General features: G+C 45.6%; 16 protein-coding genes. 7 read left to right on the top strand and 9 right to left on the bottom strand.

The window, feature by feature from the left end; all coding sequences use genetic code 11:
- The first annotated feature begins 10 nt into the window (after window positions 1–10).
- The gene (locus tag A4R26_RS11275) at window positions 11–1186 is read left to right on the top strand and encodes a threonine synthase (RefSeq protein WP_081163883.1); all 1176 of its coding nucleotides are present in this window, start codon (window positions 11–13) and stop codon (window positions 1184–1186) included.
- An 8-nt stretch (window positions 1187–1194) separates the two neighbouring features.
- Here A4R26_RS11275 and A4R26_RS34890 read toward each other — a convergent pair whose 3' ends face one another.
- The 5 genes from A4R26_RS34890 to A4R26_RS11255 form a co-directional block, all read right to left on the bottom strand.
- Window positions 1195–1335, bottom strand: coding sequence for a hypothetical protein (locus tag A4R26_RS34890; protein WP_165760226.1), 141 nt, complete (start codon window positions 1333–1335; stop codon window positions 1195–1197).
- Between the two features lie 188 nt (window positions 1336–1523).
- Window positions 1524–2588 carry an agmatine deiminase family protein gene (locus A4R26_RS11270; RefSeq protein ID WP_081163882.1) on the bottom strand — a complete coding sequence of 355 codons (1065 nt, stop codon included), beginning with the start codon at window positions 2586–2588 and terminating at the stop codon, window positions 1524–1526.
- Window positions 2589–2675: 87 nt separating this feature from the next.
- The gene (locus A4R26_RS11265) at window positions 2676–3551 is read right to left on the bottom strand and encodes a carbon-nitrogen hydrolase (protein WP_081163881.1); all 876 of its coding nucleotides are present in this window, start codon (window positions 3549–3551) and stop codon (window positions 2676–2678) included.
- Window positions 3552–3702: 151 nt separating this feature from the next.
- Window positions 3703–4440 carry a bacillithiol biosynthesis deacetylase BshB1 gene (bshB1, locus tag A4R26_RS11260; RefSeq protein ID WP_081163880.1) on the bottom strand — a complete coding sequence of 246 codons (738 nt, stop codon included), beginning with the start codon at window positions 4438–4440 and terminating at the stop codon, window positions 3703–3705.
- Window positions 4441–4700: 260 nt separating this feature from the next.
- A complete protein-coding gene (locus A4R26_RS11255; RefSeq protein ID WP_081163879.1) occupies window positions 4701–5837 on the bottom strand; it encodes a serine hydrolase domain-containing protein in 1137 nt (378 codons plus the stop codon).
- 278 nt (window positions 5838–6115) lie between these two features.
- Between A4R26_RS11255 and lpdA the strand changes: the two genes are divergently transcribed.
- Entirely contained in the window at window positions 6116–7519 is a 1404-nt protein-coding gene (gene lpdA / locus A4R26_RS11250) for a dihydrolipoyl dehydrogenase (RefSeq protein WP_081163878.1), read from the top strand.
- Window positions 7520–7798: 279 nt separating this feature from the next.
- Complete coding sequence (locus tag A4R26_RS11245) at window positions 7799–8050, top strand: hypothetical protein (protein WP_081163877.1); 252 nt, start codon at window positions 7799–7801, stop codon at window positions 8048–8050.
- 121 nt (window positions 8051–8171) lie between these two features.
- Here A4R26_RS11245 and A4R26_RS11240 read toward each other — a convergent pair whose 3' ends face one another.
- Entirely contained in the window at window positions 8172–8900 is a 729-nt protein-coding gene (locus tag A4R26_RS11240) for a DUF4197 domain-containing protein (RefSeq protein ID WP_081163876.1), read from the bottom strand.
- Between the two features lie 53 nt (window positions 8901–8953).
- Between A4R26_RS11240 and A4R26_RS11235 the strand changes: the two genes are divergently transcribed.
- On the top strand, window positions 8954–10087 hold the full coding sequence (locus A4R26_RS11235; protein ID WP_081163875.1) for an NAD(P)/FAD-dependent oxidoreductase: 1134 nt from the start codon (window positions 8954–8956) through the stop codon (window positions 10085–10087).
- 176 nt (window positions 10088–10263) lie between these two features.
- A complete protein-coding gene (locus A4R26_RS11230; protein WP_081163874.1) occupies window positions 10264–10719 on the top strand; it encodes a four helix bundle protein in 456 nt (151 codons plus the stop codon).
- A gap of 98 nt (window positions 10720–10817) precedes the next feature.
- Here A4R26_RS11230 and A4R26_RS11225 read toward each other — a convergent pair whose 3' ends face one another.
- Window positions 10818–11969, bottom strand: a complete 1152-nt coding sequence (locus A4R26_RS11225; RefSeq protein WP_081163936.1) for an MFS transporter — start codon at window positions 11967–11969, stop codon at window positions 10818–10820.
- Window positions 11970–12367: 398 nt separating this feature from the next.
- Between A4R26_RS11225 and A4R26_RS11220 the strand changes: the two genes are divergently transcribed.
- Together A4R26_RS11220 and A4R26_RS11215 are read left to right on the top strand one after the other, a co-directional pair.
- Complete coding sequence (locus A4R26_RS11220) at window positions 12368–14212, top strand: PAS domain-containing sensor histidine kinase (RefSeq protein WP_165760232.1); 1845 nt, start codon at window positions 12368–12370, stop codon at window positions 14210–14212.
- A gap of 139 nt (window positions 14213–14351) precedes the next feature.
- A complete protein-coding gene (locus A4R26_RS11215) occupies window positions 14352–15026 on the top strand; it encodes an HAD family hydrolase (protein WP_081163872.1) in 675 nt (224 codons plus the stop codon).
- Window positions 15027–15067: 41 nt separating this feature from the next.
- On the opposite strand, the gene A4R26_RS11210 is transcribed toward A4R26_RS11215, so the two are convergent.
- The gene (locus tag A4R26_RS11210; protein WP_081163871.1) at window positions 15068–16252 is read right to left on the bottom strand and encodes an AGE family epimerase/isomerase; all 1185 of its coding nucleotides are present in this window, start codon (window positions 16250–16252) and stop codon (window positions 15068–15070) included.
- A 35-nt stretch (window positions 16253–16287) separates the two neighbouring features.
- The gene (locus A4R26_RS11205) at window positions 16288–17475 is read right to left on the bottom strand and encodes a glycoside hydrolase family 130 protein (RefSeq protein ID WP_081163870.1); all 1188 of its coding nucleotides are present in this window, start codon (window positions 17473–17475) and stop codon (window positions 16288–16290) included.
- Window positions 17476–17484: the final 9 nt, after the last annotated feature.

Here is a 17484-nt window from a genome sequence, read left to right as displayed (position 1 = left end):
TTACGGAACAATGAAAACAGTACAACCACTTACCTCGTTATCACAGCTTGTGTGTTCGCAGTGCGAACAAACTTACAGTGCATTTGAGATACAATCTTTTTCTGCCTGTTGCCGGCAGCCACTGACAGCCGGATACAACCTGGATGAAGTACCGGCAAAAACGGTGCTGCACAACCGCCCGGCCACCATGTGGCGTTACAAAGAAGTTTTGCCTGTGCTGGAAGAAGAGAACATCGTAAGCCTTGGCGAAGGCATGACGCCCATTCTTGAACTAAAACGTTTACAGGCAGCCTATGAGTTGCCTAATCTCTATTTGAAAGATGAATCGAAGAACCCGACGGGTTCATTTAAAGCAAGGGGATTAAGCGCTGCCGTTTCAAAAGCAAAGGAATTCGGGGTGGAAACCTGCATCATACCAACAGCCGGTAACGCCGGCGGGGCGCTGGCAGGCTATTGCGCCAAAGCAGGGTTGAAAGCAATTGTAGTAATGCCCCGGCATACGCCGCAGGTATTTAAAGATGAATGCGAACTGTACGGCGCTGAACTGATTTTGGTCGACGGGCTCATAAGTGACTGCGCCAAAAAAGTAGCCCGGCTAAAAGAGTCGATCAACTGTTTCGATATCTCTACCATGAAAGAGCCTTACCGGCTGGAAGGTAAAAAAACCATGGGCTATGAAATTGCAGAACAAAACAACTGGACGCTGCCCGATGTGATCCTTTACCCAACCGGTGGCGGTACGGGGTTGATCGGCATGTGGAAAGCGTTTAAGGAAATGCAGCAAATGGGCTGGATAGACGAAAAACTTCCCCGCCTGTATGCTATACAGGCAGAAAACTGCCAGCCTGTGGTACAAACCTGGAAAGGATTACAACCCAACGCAAAAAATTATACCGGCCAACCTTCCCTCGCGAATGGACTGGCAGTACCTAATCCCTTTGCAGAAGATATGATGTTGAAAGCGCTGCGCGAATCGAAAGGCCAACCGCTGGCCGTTAGCGATAATGAGATGGTAGCTGCGGTAAAAGAAATTGCACGAAAGGAAGGCCTGATCATTGCCCCCGAAGGCGGCGCATTGTGGAGCGCGTTATTGCAACTGGTGCAGCAGGGAATTGTTCAGCGGGCCGAGAAGATCTTGTTGTTGAACACGGGGAGCGGGTATAAGTACCTGGAAAATATTTTATAAAACTATGATTACTTCTTCTTTGACTTTGGGGTATTAATATTAGGTGTACCGGCTGATTTTGGCACACCATAAGTTGTAAGCATTTTATTAGCCTTGTCTAATTTTTCCTTAAAGATCACTTGCCCCTTATACTTTTCCAGGGATTTCATACTTTTCATATTTCATACTTCAGACAAGCACATTAGTTTCCAAAACAGAGATACCCGTTAGTAAAAATAAACTAACGGCAGGTATTAACGAAACTAACTGAATTGATCGTGATTAACTTCTTAAGACAAAAAAAGCACAACAGACTTATTCAGTTGTTGTGCCTATATTAGGTTATACTATTTCAGATTTACACAGCCGGCTCCTGCTGGCTTAAACAATGGAAACTTCCCAAACCCCAAATGATATCGGTCGAATCGATGCCCACTACTTTTCTATCGGGGAAATGCTGCTGAATTATCTGCAATGCCTTATCATCATTGACGCAACGGAATGTAGGCACAATGACCGCCGCATTGGCAATGTAGAAGTTTGCATAAGAAGCCGGCAAACGCTGGCCATCATATACCACCGCATTGGGCATAGGCAGCTCAACAATATTCAACTGCTGGCCGTTCAGCAAACGCATGCTTTTCAGCTGACGTAAATTATGTTGCAACAGCTCGTAATTCTCGTCCTGTTTGTTTTCCTCTATTACGGTCAAAACGGTATTGGCATTTACAAAACGAACGGTATCATCGATATGCCCGTCGGTATCATCGCCAACAATACCTTCATCAACCCACAGCACCTGCTCTACCCCGTAATAATTATACAGGTATTCTTCTATCTGCTGCCGGTTCAAATGCGGGTTACGATTTTCGTTCAACAAACAGGCCGTTGAAGTAAGCAAGGTGCCCTGTCCGTTAAACTCAACAGAACCACCCTCCATCACAATACCAGGGTTATATACCGGAATGTTGTAGTGTTTGCCTATTAAAGTAGGAATAACATCATCGAGATCGTATGGCGGATATTTATTTCCCCATGCATTATACCCCCAGTCAACAATCACTTTTTTGATTTCGGCGTTGGGATTTATCAAAAAAGCCGGACCATGATCGCGGCACCAGGCATCGTTGGTTGGGTGAATGAAGAATTGAATTTTGCCGAGGTCAGCACCTGCCTCTCTCAGGCATTTGATGGCAAAAGCCTTCATGGCTTCATTTATCACGTTGATGCACACGTTCTCACCCGCAGCCACCTCTTTTATGAACTGGCTGTAATTAGGATAAATGCTTTCAATTTTACCGGGCCATGATGCCTCTTTATGCGGCCAGCTTAACCACGTGGCGGTATGCGGCGCAAATTCGGCGGGAAAGAAATAGCCTGATTCTTTGGGTGTTGGTGTATCTGGAAACTGAAATGATGCCATTCTTAGTAATAAGTTCTGAGTTCCTGGTTTTAAGTTCTTAGTTGCCGCGCCGGGCGAACCGTATTTGCTTACAACTTGTAGCTGTATTTAGTCCTCGTCTATAAACCGTTTTGTAATGGGTTGGTAGCTATCGATCCTGCGGTCGCGCAAAAACGGCCAGTGGGTGCGATAACGATCGCTCAGACCGGTATTCAGTTCCATCACATGCACTTCTTCCTGATCGGCCGATGCCTGGTATAGAATAGTGCCGAAGGGATTGCTCACGAATGAACCGCCCCAGAATTTCATGGCGCCGTTCTGCTCGAGCCCTACGCGGTTTACGCTAACTACGTGCACCCCATTTGCCACGGCATGACCGCGTTGTATGGTTTGCCACGCATTATACTGTTCTACATTGGTTTCATCATCCTGTGAAGTGGCCCAGCCGATAGCGGTTGGGTAGAACAGGATCTCGGCTCCCATCAGCGTCGTGATCCGCGCTGCTTCAGGATACCACTGATCCCAGCAGATGAGCACGCCAATAGTGGCGAATTTTGTTTTGAACACTTTGTATCCCAGATCGCCGGGCGTGAAATAGAATTTCTCATAGTACGCCGGGTCATCGGGTATATGCATTTTACGGTATTTACCCAGGTACGTACCATCGGCATCGAGCACGGCGGTAGTATTGTGATAAATGCCCTGTGTTCTTTTTTCAAACAAGGAAGCAATGATCACCACACCGGTTTCAGCCGCTACCTTAGCCAGCGCTTCAGTAGAAGGACCGGGAATGGGCTCTGCCAGTTTAAAGTTGTCATAATCTTCCACATCGCAGAAATAGAGCGAAGTGAAGAGCTCCTGCAAACACACGATCTGCGCACCTTTGGCTGCCGCCTCACGTACTTTGGCGATCGCTTTCTGCAGGTTGGCATCTTTATCGTTGGTGCAGCTCATTTGCACCATCCCTACTTTTACTTTTGTCATTTCTTCCAGATCCGCCCGGCTGGCGGCACGTTTAAAGGTTTAAAATTCTTTGTTCTGCATTATAACAGGGAACTATCTTATTTGTTGACCTGTAACCTTATCGACTTGTTAACTTTTGCCTTGTCAACTCGTTAACTATTCAACCCGTCAACTAAGTTTCAACCTGTAATAAAGCGTCTAAATTCCTGATCCCTATCTTCTTCTCACAAATAAACCCTTCGGCATATTTTACGCCGATACGTTTTCCCATCATCCGGGCACGGCCAATTACGCTATCGAGGAAATCAGGTGTGGAAATATAGGTTTGCGGCCCGTCGCCTCCATTCTCTTTATTGAAGAATTGCGTTGAATATGCTTTTACGGCTTCCATGCGCTGCTCGAACACATCGGAGATATCAATGAGCAGGTCGGGCTCATGATACCAGTCCTGCAAATAATGCAGTATGTATTTAGGGCGCCAGCGTTGTTGCGGGTTCCCGTTCTCATCTTTTGTTTCAATTTTCGCCAAACCCGATAAAAAACAGGCTGTGGCTATCAGTTGGCCGGCACGGCCATGATCGGGGTGACGGTCTTCCAGCGCATTCGCCAGCACTACTTCGGGCTGCCAGGTCCTGATGGCCCGTATCAGCTGCAGCTGGTGCTCCTCATCGTTCTTAAAAAAGCCATCGCGCATTTTCAGGTTGGCACGCACCTGCACACCCATTATTTCAGCGGCTTTGGCAGCCTCGGCATACCGGGTTTCAATGGTTCCCCGGGTGCCCAGTTCCCCTTGTGTAAGATCGAGGATCCCGGCTTTCCTGCCCCGCTTTATTTCATTAAGGATCGTTCCCGAACAGCTTAATTCCACATCATCAGGATGAACGCCTATGGCCAGTAAATCCAGTTTCATAATAAAATTTGAGCCGCAAAGGTATGAAAAGAGTTTATTGTTTACGGTTTGTGGTTTGTGGTTATTTCCGGGCTTTGTAGAGGTTTAACAATAGCTTACCGCCTTTGGTTCAGGCAGTTAAAGGTTTGTTGTTTGTCGTTTGTGGATGTTTCCCGCCTTAGTAGAGGTTTAACAACAGCTTACTGACCGGTTTTCAGACAGATAAAAACCGTTGGGGTTGCCTGAATAAAAAGCAACCACAAACCATAAACTACAAACCCTTAAAAACTCATTCCCCAACGAATAAGTGCATCTACCTCTGCCGGCGCATTGTCTATCCGCCTGTCGGAGCGCTTCTTCCCAAGCCGCACAATTATTGTTTTTTTGGAAGGAATAACAATCACGTATTGTCCCAGAATGCCGCGGGCATAAAATATTTCGGGCCGGCTGGGAACTATCCACCACTGATAGCCATAATACGTACAGGGTTTGCCGGTGGCATCGGGGATCATACAGGGCTTTACCGATTGGTGAAAGTAGTCCAGGGGAATTATTTCATTGCCCTTCCAGCGGCCGCTGTCGAGCATCAGTTTGCCCAAACGGGCAAAATCGCGGGCGTTGGAATTAAAGCAACAATAGGCCTTTTCGCTTCCACCTATGCGGTCGGTGCTCCATAATGCTGCATGTTCGGCCCCCATCGGTTGCCACAGTTTCTCCGAAGCATATGCGCTGAGCGATTTTCCGGTTGCCTTTTCCAATATGAGCCCCAGTAGTTGCGTATCGCCCGATTTGTATTCGTGCAGGGTGCCCGGCTGGTGTATAATGGAAACCCCGGTAGCTGTTTTGTAAATGTTATGCCCGTAATACAATTCGGTAGTAACCGAAAACGGGTTGGCATATGACTCATCCCAGTTGCTGCCACTGCTCATGGTAAGCAGATCGATAATACGCAGTTTTGCTTTTTCGCCGGTTTTGAATTCCCGCAGGTAATTGCCTGCCGGTTCCTCAAGCGATTTGATCTTTCCTTCCTTAAGGGCAGCACCCACCAGCAGGCTGGTTATGCTTTTGGCCATGGAAAAAGAACCGGATAAGGTAGAATCGCTGTAGCCATCCCAATAAAATTCATACAAAACCGAATCATTCCTGATGGCCAGCACTGCAACGGTTTCCAGTTCTTCCAGCATTTTCTTCAATGCAACCGGCAGCGGGTTCCTGTTATACCCTGTGGAAATAACCCAGGGCTGCGGTTCACCGGTGACCACGGTGTTATTGGAGAATATTTTATAATCGTCAATATCGGCAAAGTTGTACCATACCGCCTCAAAAAGATAAGTGCGGCCTGAAATGACGGCATATGCAGAAAAAGCGACAATAATCGACAGAATGACAACTACAATAGCCTTAATAAACTTTCTCATAGCGGCGGTTGTTGAATGAAGGTAACAAATTGAACCAACCTGTATGAACCATCTTACTGATTATTACTGTTTTTTTCGGGTCTGTGTAAAAAAAGGCAATGTATAACACAATAAAAATTAACTGAAAACCTCCGGGAACGTGTTCGTCCCTTTTTTTTGCTCTTTTCTCATTTTCAAGTAGCTTCGCAGGTCTTTATTAGAAAGAGACAAAGAAAGTCAGTAACAGAAATACTGCCGGAAGAATCGGTAAATCGTAAAATCTAAAATCGTAAATCGAAATGGCATACGACGTAGTAGTTCTCGGAAGCGGCCCCGGCGGATATGTGGCAGCAATCCGGGCATCTCAACTGGGATTCAAAACCGCAATTATTGAAAAAGAAAGTCTGGGTGGTATTTGTTTGAACTGGGGCTGTATTCCCACCAAAGCCCTGCTGAAAAGCGCCCAGGTATTTGAATACATTAAGCATTCAAAAGATTATGGTATCGAAGCCTCAGGAACCGCTGATTTTTCGGCAGTAATTAAACGCAGCCGCGGTGTTGCCGACAAAATGAGCAAAGGCGTTACCTTCCTCATGAAGAAGAACAAGATCGATGTGATCATGGGCTTCGGAAAACTGAAAGCAAAAGGACAGATCGAAGTGAAAGCCGCCGACGGCAAAACACAGACCGTTGAAGCAAAACATATCATTCTGGCTACCGGTGGCCGCAGCCGCGAACTGCCCAGCCTGAAAATAGATGGCAAAAAGATCATTGGCTATCGCGAAGCTATGGTGTTACCGCAACAACCAAAGAGCATGATCGTGGTAGGCAGCGGCGCCATCGGCGTTGAATTCGGTTATTTCTATGCCACCCTCGGTACTAAAGTGACCATCGTTGAGTTCATGGACCGCATCGTTCCGGTTGAAGATGAAGAAATTTCAAAAGAACTCGCAAAGAACTTCAAGAAGAACGGTATCGAAATCATGACCAGCGCCGAAGTTACCAGTGTTGATACCGGCGGAAACGGTGTTAAAGCCAAAGTAAAAACCAAAGAAGGCGAAGTTACGCTGGAAGCTGATGTGGTATTGAGCGCTGTAGGCGTATCGGCCAACATAGAAGGCATCGGCCTCGAAGAGCTCGGTGTAAAAACTGAAAAAGGCAAGATCACTGTAGATAAATATTACAAAACAAACGTACAGGGCGTATACGCTATCGGCGACTGCGTTCCCGGCCAAGCATTGGCGCACGTAGCTTCAAAAGAAGGCATCATTTGCGTTGAAAGCATTGCCTACAGTGAAAAGAAATACAACCACCAGCCCGAAGCGCTCGATTACGGCAACGTACCAGGTTGTACGTACTGCACACCCGAGATCGCCTCTGTTGGTTTAACAGAAAAACAGGCTAAAGATGCCGGTTATGAGATCAAGGTTGGTAAATTCCCGTTAAGCGCTGCCGGTAAAGCTTCTGCCGCCGGTCATAACGAAGGTTTCATTAAAGTTATCTTCGACGCTAAATACGGCGAATGGCTCGGCACCCACATGATCGGTTACAACGTAACTGAAATGATAGCCGAAACTGTAGTTGCCCGCAAACTGGAAACTACTTATCACGAAGTACTGGATAGCATCCATCCTCACCCAACCATGAGTGAGAATATCAAAGAAGCTATCGAAGTAGCTTACGGTGAAGCGATTCACATTTAATTGAAATATCATTTATATAAAAAAAGGATCATCTGGTTTCAGGTGATCCTTTTTTTATGCCCGCCATCCCCCGACTTCATCGGGGCAGGTTGTGAAACCGGTACCCTCCCCAGCCTCTCTACCAGTTGGCGGAAAGAGAGCGCGTTTTAACCTGTCAACCCGCCAACTTGTTAACTCGTCAACCCGCCTTCAATTATCAACAACTTATCCCGGCTTTATTCGATCATCAAATTATCACATCCGCTATGAATCCCGCCAATTAATGTTTAAATTTAGAATATGGATATAAACCCCTGGGGCATCCTGTTCTCTTATGGCGTCATATTTATCGTAATAACCGTGGTTTGCATGCTGCTGCTCACGCTGTTACACGACCAGCATATGTTCCGCTTCAAAAGCCGCTCAGGCTATTTATTATGGGGAGTTGCCGCCGGTTTGCTGGTAACGTTCATATTTGTTTCTCTCACATTTAAAACCCGCCTTACAACCCGCGAAAATGTTGTTGTGCCGCCTGTATCGGCTAATAAATAAAAAAAGGACCACCTGTTGACAGATGATCCCCTATAAATATTGAATAATGAATATCGAATGGTCAATGTCGAAGTATTCCTTACTTCAACATTCATTATTCAAACTTCAACATTCGATTTTTTTATTGTCCCTGCGCTTCTTTACTTCCAAACACTTTCTTCAACAGGTCGGTAACGCGTGCAACCGGATCTTTACGGATCTTCTGTTCTTCCAGACTTACCTGGTAAAAGATGCCGCCGATGGCTTTTTCGGTTACAAAACCACTCAGATCGGGATTGATCTTATTGGTAGCGAACCTGTTGTAGGCATTGAACACATCGCCCCAGTATTTCGTGGCGCCCACTTTTGAAAGCGAGTTATCGATAACCGGTTTAAATGCAGCCGTCAATGAAGCAGTGGTTTTTGATTTCAGGAAATTGGTTGCTGCAAAATCACCGCCCTTTAAAATGCCCAACGCATCCTGAATGGTCATGCTTTTGATGGCGTCGATAAATATGGGCGCGGCTGATTTTGCTACATCCTCTGCCGCCCGGTTTACCGATAAAATGGCTTTATCAACCAGGCTGCTCATGCCCAGATCGCGCAATGTTTTTTCAACCTTTTGCGCTTCGGGCGGTAATAAGATCTTAATAGCGGCATTTTTAAAAAAGCCATCGAGGGACGAAAGCTGGCTTGAAGAGTTTTGAGCGCCTACTTCAAGCGCTTGTTTCAAGCCGGAAGCAATTTCATTTGACGTTAACCCGCCATTGGCACCGACGGCATAAGGCTCCAGCGCCTTCATAATGTGTTGGGAATGCTCACAGCCGGAAAACAGGATTACACAGGATAATAATTGGATAATTTTTTTCATCATCAATAGTTTACTGATTATATTATGCAAGATTAAGGCGTAAAATTAAAAAAATGCAAATATCTGTCTGGGAAAAAGAAAGTTTTTATGCTCCAAGGGATGTGATCATCGTGGGCAGCGGCCTCGTGGGCTTATGGTGCGCCTGGTATTTGAAAAAAAACGATCCCAATATTTCCATCGCCATTGTTGACCGTGGTATTATTCCCACCGGGGCAAGTACCCGCAATGCCGGTTTTGCCTGTTTTGGCAGCGTTACCGAACTGATTGAAGATGCCGCCCGCTTTGGGGAAGACAATATGCTGCAACTGGTTGAAATGCGTTATAAAGGTTTACAACGCATTCGTAAAGTGTTCAAAGAGCCGGCAATCGATTTTGATCTCTGCGGCGGCTACGAACTTTTCACGCCAAACGATAACATTAATAAAAGTGCGCTCGGGCACGATACAGAACGGTTGAATAAATTGCTGCACGATATAACGGGCAGGAAAAGAACGTTTAAAAAAGCAAACAAAAAGATCGACCGCCTCGGCCTGCATCATGTCGATTACCTCATCGAGAATAAACTTGAAGGTCAACTGCATTCCGGCAAATTATGCCAGGCTTTATTACAGGCTGTGCAGGCGATGGGCGTTACCGTATTAAATGCCATCGAAATAAGCGGGCTTGAAAAAGTAAATGATAACGTAGTATTATATACGAACCAGCTCATGCATTTTAAAGCAGCCAGGGTATTGATCTGCACCAATGCATTTGCCCGGCAGCTGTTACCCGATCTGAATATTGTTCCCGCCCGCGGACAGGTGCTTGTTACCTCCCCTATTGAGGGATTACCATTAAAAGGCACATTTCATTATGATGCCGGGTATTACTATTTCCGTAACCTGGGCAACCGGGTACTGCTTGGCGGCGCACGCAATAAAGCGTTTGAAGAAGAAACAACCACCGGGCTCGACATTACCGAAAAAATACAACAGGAGCTGGAACATTTTCTGAAAACATATATACTGCCCGGTTACGAATACCAGATCACCGATCGCTGGAGCGGCATCATGGGTATGGGCAATGAAAAATTACCCATTGTAAAAGAAGTATCGCCGCAGATTTTCTGTGCTGTACGTATGAGCGGGATGGGGGTTGCTTTGGCGCCTGTTATTGGAGAACGGGTTGCTGAGTTAATGATTTCGTAACTAAATCTCACAGTTCACAGTTCACAGTTCACAGTTTATAGTTCACAGTTCATAGTTCACAGTTCATAGTTTAGGGGCCAGGAAAGACATTATTTATCTGTACTTTTATAAGTATCTATATTTAGTAACAGGCTTTGAAGTAGTACAACTAATTTATTCAATCTAATAAATTTATAATGGCTACATTCAACACATTTGAAGAAATTACAGCCTGGCAAAAAGCACGTGTACTATGCTCAAAGATTCAAACGCTTACTACAACAACAGACCTTGCAAAAGACTATAAGTTAAAAGATCAGATCAATGGCTCCAGTGGTTCAATAATGGACAACATAGCAGAAGGTTTTGGCAGAGGGGGAAACAATGAATTCATTCAATTCCTTACCGTTTCATTGGGCTCTGCTTCCGAATGCCAATCACAACTATACCGCATTTTAGATCGTAAGTATATTAATAAAATACAGTTTGATGAATTGTACTTTTTATGCAATGAGATCAGGAAGATTATCTTTGGGCTAATTAACTATATCCAGGCAAGCAGCCAAAAAGGACTAAAATTCAAAAACCGTAATAACAACAAGAACAATAACAACTCTTCGGGTTCAAACAATAACCCATTAACAATCAACTAAAATAGAAGCTACCCCCGTAAACCATCAACTATTAACTACGAGCTATGAACTATGAACTGCGAACTATGAACTGCAAACTATGAACTGTGAACTGTGAACTAAAATCTTGTCTTAGTCGAAATTATCGTAGTCATAAATCCTAATACCGCAATCAAACCAAGTGACCAACGCAAACTCGCCGCATGCGCTATAAAACCTATCATGGGCGGACCAGCCAGAAATCCCAGGTAACCGATAGTTGACACTGCGGCCAACGCTACGCCAGGTGAAAACACGGTTGACTTACCTGCAACCCCATACACAAGCGGTACCACCGACGAAACGCCAATACCTACCAGCATAAAACCGATGGTAGCCGTTACGATCGCAGGGAATGCAACGGCAATGATCAGGCCCGTTGCTATTACCAGTCCGCTCACCTGCAACAACCGCAGGGTGCCCAGCCGCATAACCAGTTTATCTCCCGCAAAACGGCCGCCGGCCATCGTGCTCATAAACGCGGTATAGCCCAATGGTATCAAACCTTTTGGCGCTTCCACCACTTTTTGAAAATATACTCCGCTCCAGTCGAACATGGCGCCTTCGCAAACCATACAACACATGGCTATCAAACCCAGTTTCAGCAGGGTTGCATCGGGTTTTGCAAACAACGGGCGGTCGTCACCGGCATTGATATCCTTTCGCAGGGAATTGCGGTACAACAGCGTGATCAACAAATAAGCGGCGCCGGTGATAATACAAAAATGTACAAATGGAGTTAAATGAAAATTGATCATCAGGGTGCCAATTGCTGCACCGGTAAAACCGGCGAGGCTCCAGATACCATGAAAAGATGCCATAATTGAACGGCCATACAATGCTTCAAGACTCACGGCCTGGGTGTTCACGGCAATATTGAACAGGTTCCCCATTAACCCAAAAACAAATAAAACCGCTACCAGTTGCCATGTTTCCTGCACCAGGCCAATATTGCATAAAATAAGCGGGTACAACACCGCCGATAATAACACCATTTTACGGCTTCCAAAATGATGTACCAGCCAACCCGAAAATGGCAACGATACCATTAACCCTACCGGGAGGGCAAATAATACCGCTCCCAGTCCCCCTTCACTTAATCCCAGTTTCGACACAATATCAGGAATACGGGAAGCCCAGCTGGCAAAACATAATCCCGCAATAAAAAAGAAGGACCCTATCGATAACCGCGCGGCCCGTTTTGAAACAGGCTGCACCAGAAAACTTTCCATGGCGCCAAAATTACTGGTAAGTAAGCGATTGCAGCACAAAAACATTTTTGCAGACTTTTTTCATTTTTACACAACCCTTCCGGCGTTGCACACGTAACAGGGAATGATATCGATGTGTTTATTGAACAAGTAGATAGGACTGCGAATAATATTTCATGCGTTCAATCAAACAATAGTTAAGATTTATAACCGTTAATGCAAAGTGATTGATATATTTCTTTAAATTTACAAAACGGGTTTTCGCTTTACACGTTTCTATATAAGGCTCAGTGACTTTCCAACCAGTAGATCATTCATTCTCTCTGAATAGTAGCAATTAATCCCTTCCAAACCAAACAGGGTCTTCATGACGCATCATGAAGACGAGGAGTTTTATTGATGTAAATACTTACTATTTTATGCAAACCTCATCTGTTTCGCGTAGTAATGCTACTATGCCGGCAACGAATGGCCCCAAACGTCAACTGGCTTTCGCCGCCATATTAAATGGCGTAATCGAAAATACTGAAGGATATACATGGATCATTGATAAAAGCCTGCGGTACATCGTTTGTAATATTCACCTCCGCAACCTGATAAAACAATTCACCGGCAATGAATCAACGCCCGGTTCGGAGGTCATCGACTGCATTGCTTTGCTCGACAATACGCAACCGCTCAACTGGGCCGGCATTTACGAGGCAGCATTCAACGATATGCCCAGCCGGTTCACACACCAGATAACCATACAACAAAAGCCTTTTTTCTTCGACATTTCGGTAAACCCGGTTCGCGAAGGAGATAATATAATCGCCCTCGCCTGTTCAGCCCAGGATATCACCGAACGAAAAACCGCAGAAGAAGCATTACGGCAAAGCGAACTGAAATTCAGATCGCTTATCGAGAACAGTACCGACATAATAACCATGGCCAACATAGAAGGAAATATCTTTTACGGTTCGCCTTCCGCCAAAAAAGTATTCGGTTATGAAGAAGCGGACTATATGGGCCGCCATGTTTGTTCGTTTGTACATCCCGATTACCTACCGGCCATCGGCGAATTGCTGCAGAACCTGATCCAATACCCCGACGAACTGTTCACCATTGACCTGAAAGTATTTGACAAAGGCGGTAATGAACGATGGGTGCAGGGACTTGCCTCCAACATGTTGCAGGTACCGGGTATCAATGCATTGGTTGGGAACTTCAGGGATATTACCGAACGTAAAATATCGGAAGAATTAATAAAGGAATCGGAATACCTGTACAAGAACCTTTTTTATAAAAGCCCGCTTCCTATTTGTGTGTGCAACGCAGATACGTTACAGTTCCTGGAAGTGAATGAAGCAGCGGTACAGTTGTACGGGTACACACGCAAAGAATTTATGAAGATGGCGGCATTTGATATCATGTCGCAGGAAGAGAAATACGAATTACAACAATCGCTGCCAAGGGCCCATCACATCAACCGGCCGCCTATTTTACGCAAGCATATTAAAAAGAACAATGAAGCCATATTTGTTGAAGTATGGGCGCATGCCATCAATTACAAAGGCAGCAATGCCTGGCTGGTACTTGCCAACGACATCACCGAAAAAATTCAATTACAGAATCAGCTGGTTGAAGAAAAGATAAGGCGGCAACAGGAAATTGCCAAAGCGGTGATCGATGCGCAGGAAAGCGAACGCGAAACCCTTGGCCGCGAACTACACGATAACATCAGCCAGGTATTAACCACGGCCCGCCTGTATCTCAATTGCGCCAAAGATATGCCCGCCATGCAGGAAAGCATGATCAAAAGAAGCGTTGACACCATCAGTAGCGCCATTGAAGAAATTCGCCGCTTATCAAAATCAATGATAGAAACATTTCATAAAGAAGTAGGTTTGGAATTATCGCTGAACGATCTTCTTGAAAATGTTCGCGTAGCCCAGCAATTCTCCATCGATCTGGAATTTAAGGTACAGGATGAAAAACAACTGGATGATAAACTGAAGATGACCATTTTCAGGATCGTGCAGGAACAACTGAACAATACGGTAAAACATGCAGCGGCATCACAGGTATATATCGCCATTGTTCAAAAAGACCGGCAGTTACAGGTAACCATTGCCGACGATGGCAAAGGGTTCGATACCGGTCAGAAACGAAAAGGCATTGGCATTACCAATATCATAAGCAGAACCGAATTGTTTAACGGCCGTGTTAAAATTGAGTCGGCGCCGGGGCATGGGTGCCGGATGCAGGTAAACTTTACTATTTGATAACCAAAGCGTTCATTGCCCTAATTAATTACCGGAGGCATTAATAATATATTGTGTTTTGTTGTTTTACACTGCAAAACGAGGCGCAAGCCTTACTTTTGCGGTGTTTTTTTATTTTAAATAGTACAGGGGGAAATTTATGGATAAGGCTTTTTTGTTCGATCTGAACGGCACCATGATCGATGATATGGAATTTCATTTAAAAGCATGGTATCATATTTTGAATGACGACCTTGGCGCCGGCTTAAGCTGGGAAGATACAAAGGTGCAGATGTATGGTAAAAACACGGAGTTACTGGTGCGCATCTTCGGGCCAAATAAATTCACACAGGAAGAAATGGACCGGCTTTCGGTTGAAAAAGAAAAAAGATATCAACAGGAATACAAACCGCACCTGAAACTGATTCCCGGTTTGCATGAGTTCTTAGAGAAAGCACATGCCATGCATATTCCTATGGCCATTGGTTCTGCAGCCATTATGTTCAATATTGATTTTGTGCTCGACAATCTCAACATCAGGCATTATTTCAAAGCTATCGTAAGCGCCGACGATGTAACAACCAGCAAACCACATCCTGAAACATATCTGAAGTGCGCTGAAATACTGGGTGTAGATCAGGCCAACTGCCTGGTATTTGAAGATGCCCCCAAAGGCGTGGAAGCAGCCCTGAATGCCGGCATGCCGTCTGTAGTACTTACCGCCACCACATTGCACGAAAAAGAGGAATTTACCGTATACAATAACATCATTCAATATATAACTGATTATACGCAGTTATCGCCGGCCGACCTGGTACGGTCAATGGCTGTGTAACAATTCAGGTGAGCCTCGTTTTAATACGTGGCTCACCTGAACTAAACTATTCTCCGGATAATTTCCATACAGGCACGCCCGTTATGATACGGGCATTTCCAAAAACCTGCTTTATCCTGCCCCGGCATTACCGAATGGTCTTCCAGCACGCCCCAAAACCATTCGCCATTCTTATTATCACGTATATGCTGTTTTATAAACGACCAGTTATTGAGTGCATACTGCAGAAATTCATGACGCCCGCTGATCTGCCAGGCATTGTAAAAACCCACCAGGGCTTCCGCCTGCGGCCACCAGTGTTTTTCCCTGATCAACCGGTTATGGGCCGCTTCATACTCATACCATAATCCGCCATCGGTGTCGACACCTATGATAACGGCTTCCGCCATTTTTACTGAAAGCGTTTTCATTTTTGCAATCAACTCCTCATCTTTAATTACTTCCGCCGCTTCCAGCAACAACCAGCTGGCTTCAATATCATGCCCATACGAAACCGTTCCCGATCTTACATTCCACTGCTCATCAAAAAATAAATGCAAATGACCGGTATGGGCATCGATGATATGCTGTTCAAAAATGGCGAGCAATTGTTTAATATGTTGTTTCAGTTCGTCACTCGGCCATATGCGGTATAAGCAGGTGTACGCTTCCAGCACATGCAGGTGCGTGTTCATGGTTTTCTTTTCATTGGCATCTTTATGGCTCAGCCGCAGGTCTTCAACAGGTTGCCAGTTGCGGGCAAATGCCTCGAGGTAACCGCCGTGCAGGGGATCGAAACTTTTTTCCCGGATTATCCTGTAGCAATCCATCGCCAGTTGTTTTGCCGGCTCGCTGTGCATGGCGATGTAATATTCACTGCAGGCATACACTACAAATGCCAGGGCGTAGATCTGTTTTTTGGGATCAAGCGGTTCGCCCCTGCTGGTCACACTCCAGTACACACCGCCATATTCCTTATCAACAAAATGATCGCGGATGTATGCAAATGCACGGTTGGCTATTTTTGCATAACGCCAGTCATTGGTTAAACCGGAAGCGGCGGAGAAGGTCCATAAAATGCGGGCATTCAGCACACAGCCCTTTGGCGCACCGGCATCGATAACCTGATCATTATCGAGGCGGCCGTAGAAGCCGCCCTGTTGCTCATCGATGCTGTGCTGTATCCAGAAATCGAGGATCGAACGCAGCTCCTGCTGCATTTCAGATTTGAAAACGGAAAGGTTCATAATACCACATTACCATTTTTTTGATCAGCCGGAGATTAAACATCCTGCTGCTGCACGATCTTATTGTTTTCGATCATTTTATATAAAGTTCGAACTGAAGCCGCGGAGGTAAAGCCGTCTGCCGGCGTGTTCATCACATAATCAACCAACCGGTCGATGGTTGATTCAGCCACATGCATGCGCGTATCAGATGATGCATAATAGATCAGCACCCGGCCATTGTCATCAACCACCCAGCCATTACCAAACACTACGTTCGATACATCCCCCACCCGTTCTTCGCCTTCGGGCGCAATAAAATAACCCGCCGGTTTATATATGACCCTCGACAGGTCGTTCAGATCGGTCATGAACATATACAACACATATCGCATTCCCGCAGCCGTATTCCGAACCCCATGCGCAAGATGCAGCCAGCCATAGTCTGTTCTGATCGGTTGCGGCCCGAGGCCGTTCTTTAATTCAGCAACGGTATGGTATACTCTTTTATCTATTACCATTTCTTTATGGATCACGGCATTTTCGATGGACCGGCTTAAGCCAAACCCGATACCTCCGCCGGTACCAGCTTCTATAAAGCCATCCTGCGGCCGCGTATAAAATGCATACTGCCCATCAACAAACTCAGGGTGCAGCACTACGTTTCTTTGCTGGGGCGAAGGCGTTTTCAGATCGGCCAGGCGTTCCCATTGCCGAAGGTCCTTTGTTCGGGCAATACCACATTGGGCTACAGCCGAAGACTGGTCGGAAGGCAGCGCAGCAGGATTGCGGCGTTCCGTACAGAACAAACCGTATATCCAGCCGTCTTCATGCTGCACTACCCGCATATCGTAAATATTGGTGTCCTCCACTTCGTTTTGCGGCATCAGTACGGGGTAATCCCAAAAGCGAAACCCTTCGGTACCATTATCACTTTCGGCAACCGCAAAAAACGACTTACGGTCTGAGCCTTCTACCCTTGCTATCAAATAATATTTCCCGTTCAGTTTTATTGCCCCGGCATTGAGCACGGAATTTATTCCGATCCTTTCCATCAGGAATGGATTGGATGCTGCATTGAGATCATACCGCCAGATAAGGGGCGTATGCCGGTTCGTCAACACCGGGTTTTTATACCGGCTGTAAATACCATTGTCTTCTTCAGATCTTTCATTGGTACGGGTGATCAATTGTTCATGTGCTTTTTCCAGCATTTCCAGCCGCGTCAAAAAATTCTTATCCATTGCATTTCA

Origin of the sequence: Niastella populi (assembly GCF_002078015.1) — a bacterium.
Lineage (GTDB): Bacteria > Bacteroidota > Bacteroidia > Chitinophagales > Chitinophagaceae > Niastella > Niastella populi.
This window is presented reverse-complemented; position numbering and strand designations above follow the sequence as displayed.

Coding starts and splice junctions, on each gene's coding strand:
- A4R26_RS11275 (WP_081163883.1), top strand. CDS start 11: ATGAAAACAGTACAACCACTTACCTCGTTATCACAGCTTGTGTGTTCG.
- A4R26_RS34890 (WP_165760226.1), bottom strand. CDS start 1,335: ATGAAATCCCTGGAAAAGTATAAGGGGCAAGTGATCTTTAAGGAAAAA.
- A4R26_RS11270 (WP_081163882.1), bottom strand. CDS start 2,588: ATGGCATCATTTCAGTTTCCAGATACACCAACACCCAAAGAATCAGGC.
- A4R26_RS11265 (WP_081163881.1), bottom strand. CDS start 3,551: ATGACAAAAGTAAAAGTAGGGATGGTGCAAATGAGCTGCACCAACGAT.
- bshB1 (WP_081163880.1), bottom strand. CDS start 4,440: ATGAAACTGGATTTACTGGCCATAGGCGTTCATCCTGATGATGTGGAA.
- A4R26_RS11255 (WP_081163879.1), bottom strand. CDS start 5,837: ATGAGAAAGTTTATTAAGGCTATTGTAGTTGTCATTCTGTCGATTATT.
- lpdA (WP_081163878.1), top strand. CDS start 6,116: ATGGCATACGACGTAGTAGTTCTCGGAAGCGGCCCCGGCGGATATGTG.
- A4R26_RS11245 (WP_081163877.1), top strand. CDS start 7,799: ATGGATATAAACCCCTGGGGCATCCTGTTCTCTTATGGCGTCATATTT.
- A4R26_RS11240 (WP_081163876.1), bottom strand. CDS start 8,900: ATGAAAAAAATTATCCAATTATTATCCTGTGTAATCCTGTTTTCCGGC.
- A4R26_RS11235 (WP_081163875.1), top strand. CDS start 8,954: ATGCAAATATCTGTCTGGGAAAAAGAAAGTTTTTATGCTCCAAGGGAT.
- A4R26_RS11230 (WP_081163874.1), top strand. CDS start 10,264: ATGGCTACATTCAACACATTTGAAGAAATTACAGCCTGGCAAAAAGCA.
- A4R26_RS11225 (WP_081163936.1), bottom strand. CDS start 11,969: ATGGAAAGTTTTCTGGTGCAGCCTGTTTCAAAACGGGCCGCGCGGTTA.
- A4R26_RS11220 (WP_165760232.1), top strand. CDS start 12,368: ATGCAAACCTCATCTGTTTCGCGTAGTAATGCTACTATGCCGGCAACG.
- A4R26_RS11215 (WP_081163872.1), top strand. CDS start 14,352: ATGGATAAGGCTTTTTTGTTCGATCTGAACGGCACCATGATCGATGAT.
- A4R26_RS11210 (WP_081163871.1), bottom strand. CDS start 16,252: ATGAACCTTTCCGTTTTCAAATCTGAAATGCAGCAGGAGCTGCGTTCG.
- A4R26_RS11205 (WP_081163870.1), bottom strand. CDS start 17,475: ATGGATAAGAATTTTTTGACGCGGCTGGAAATGCTGGAAAAAGCACAT.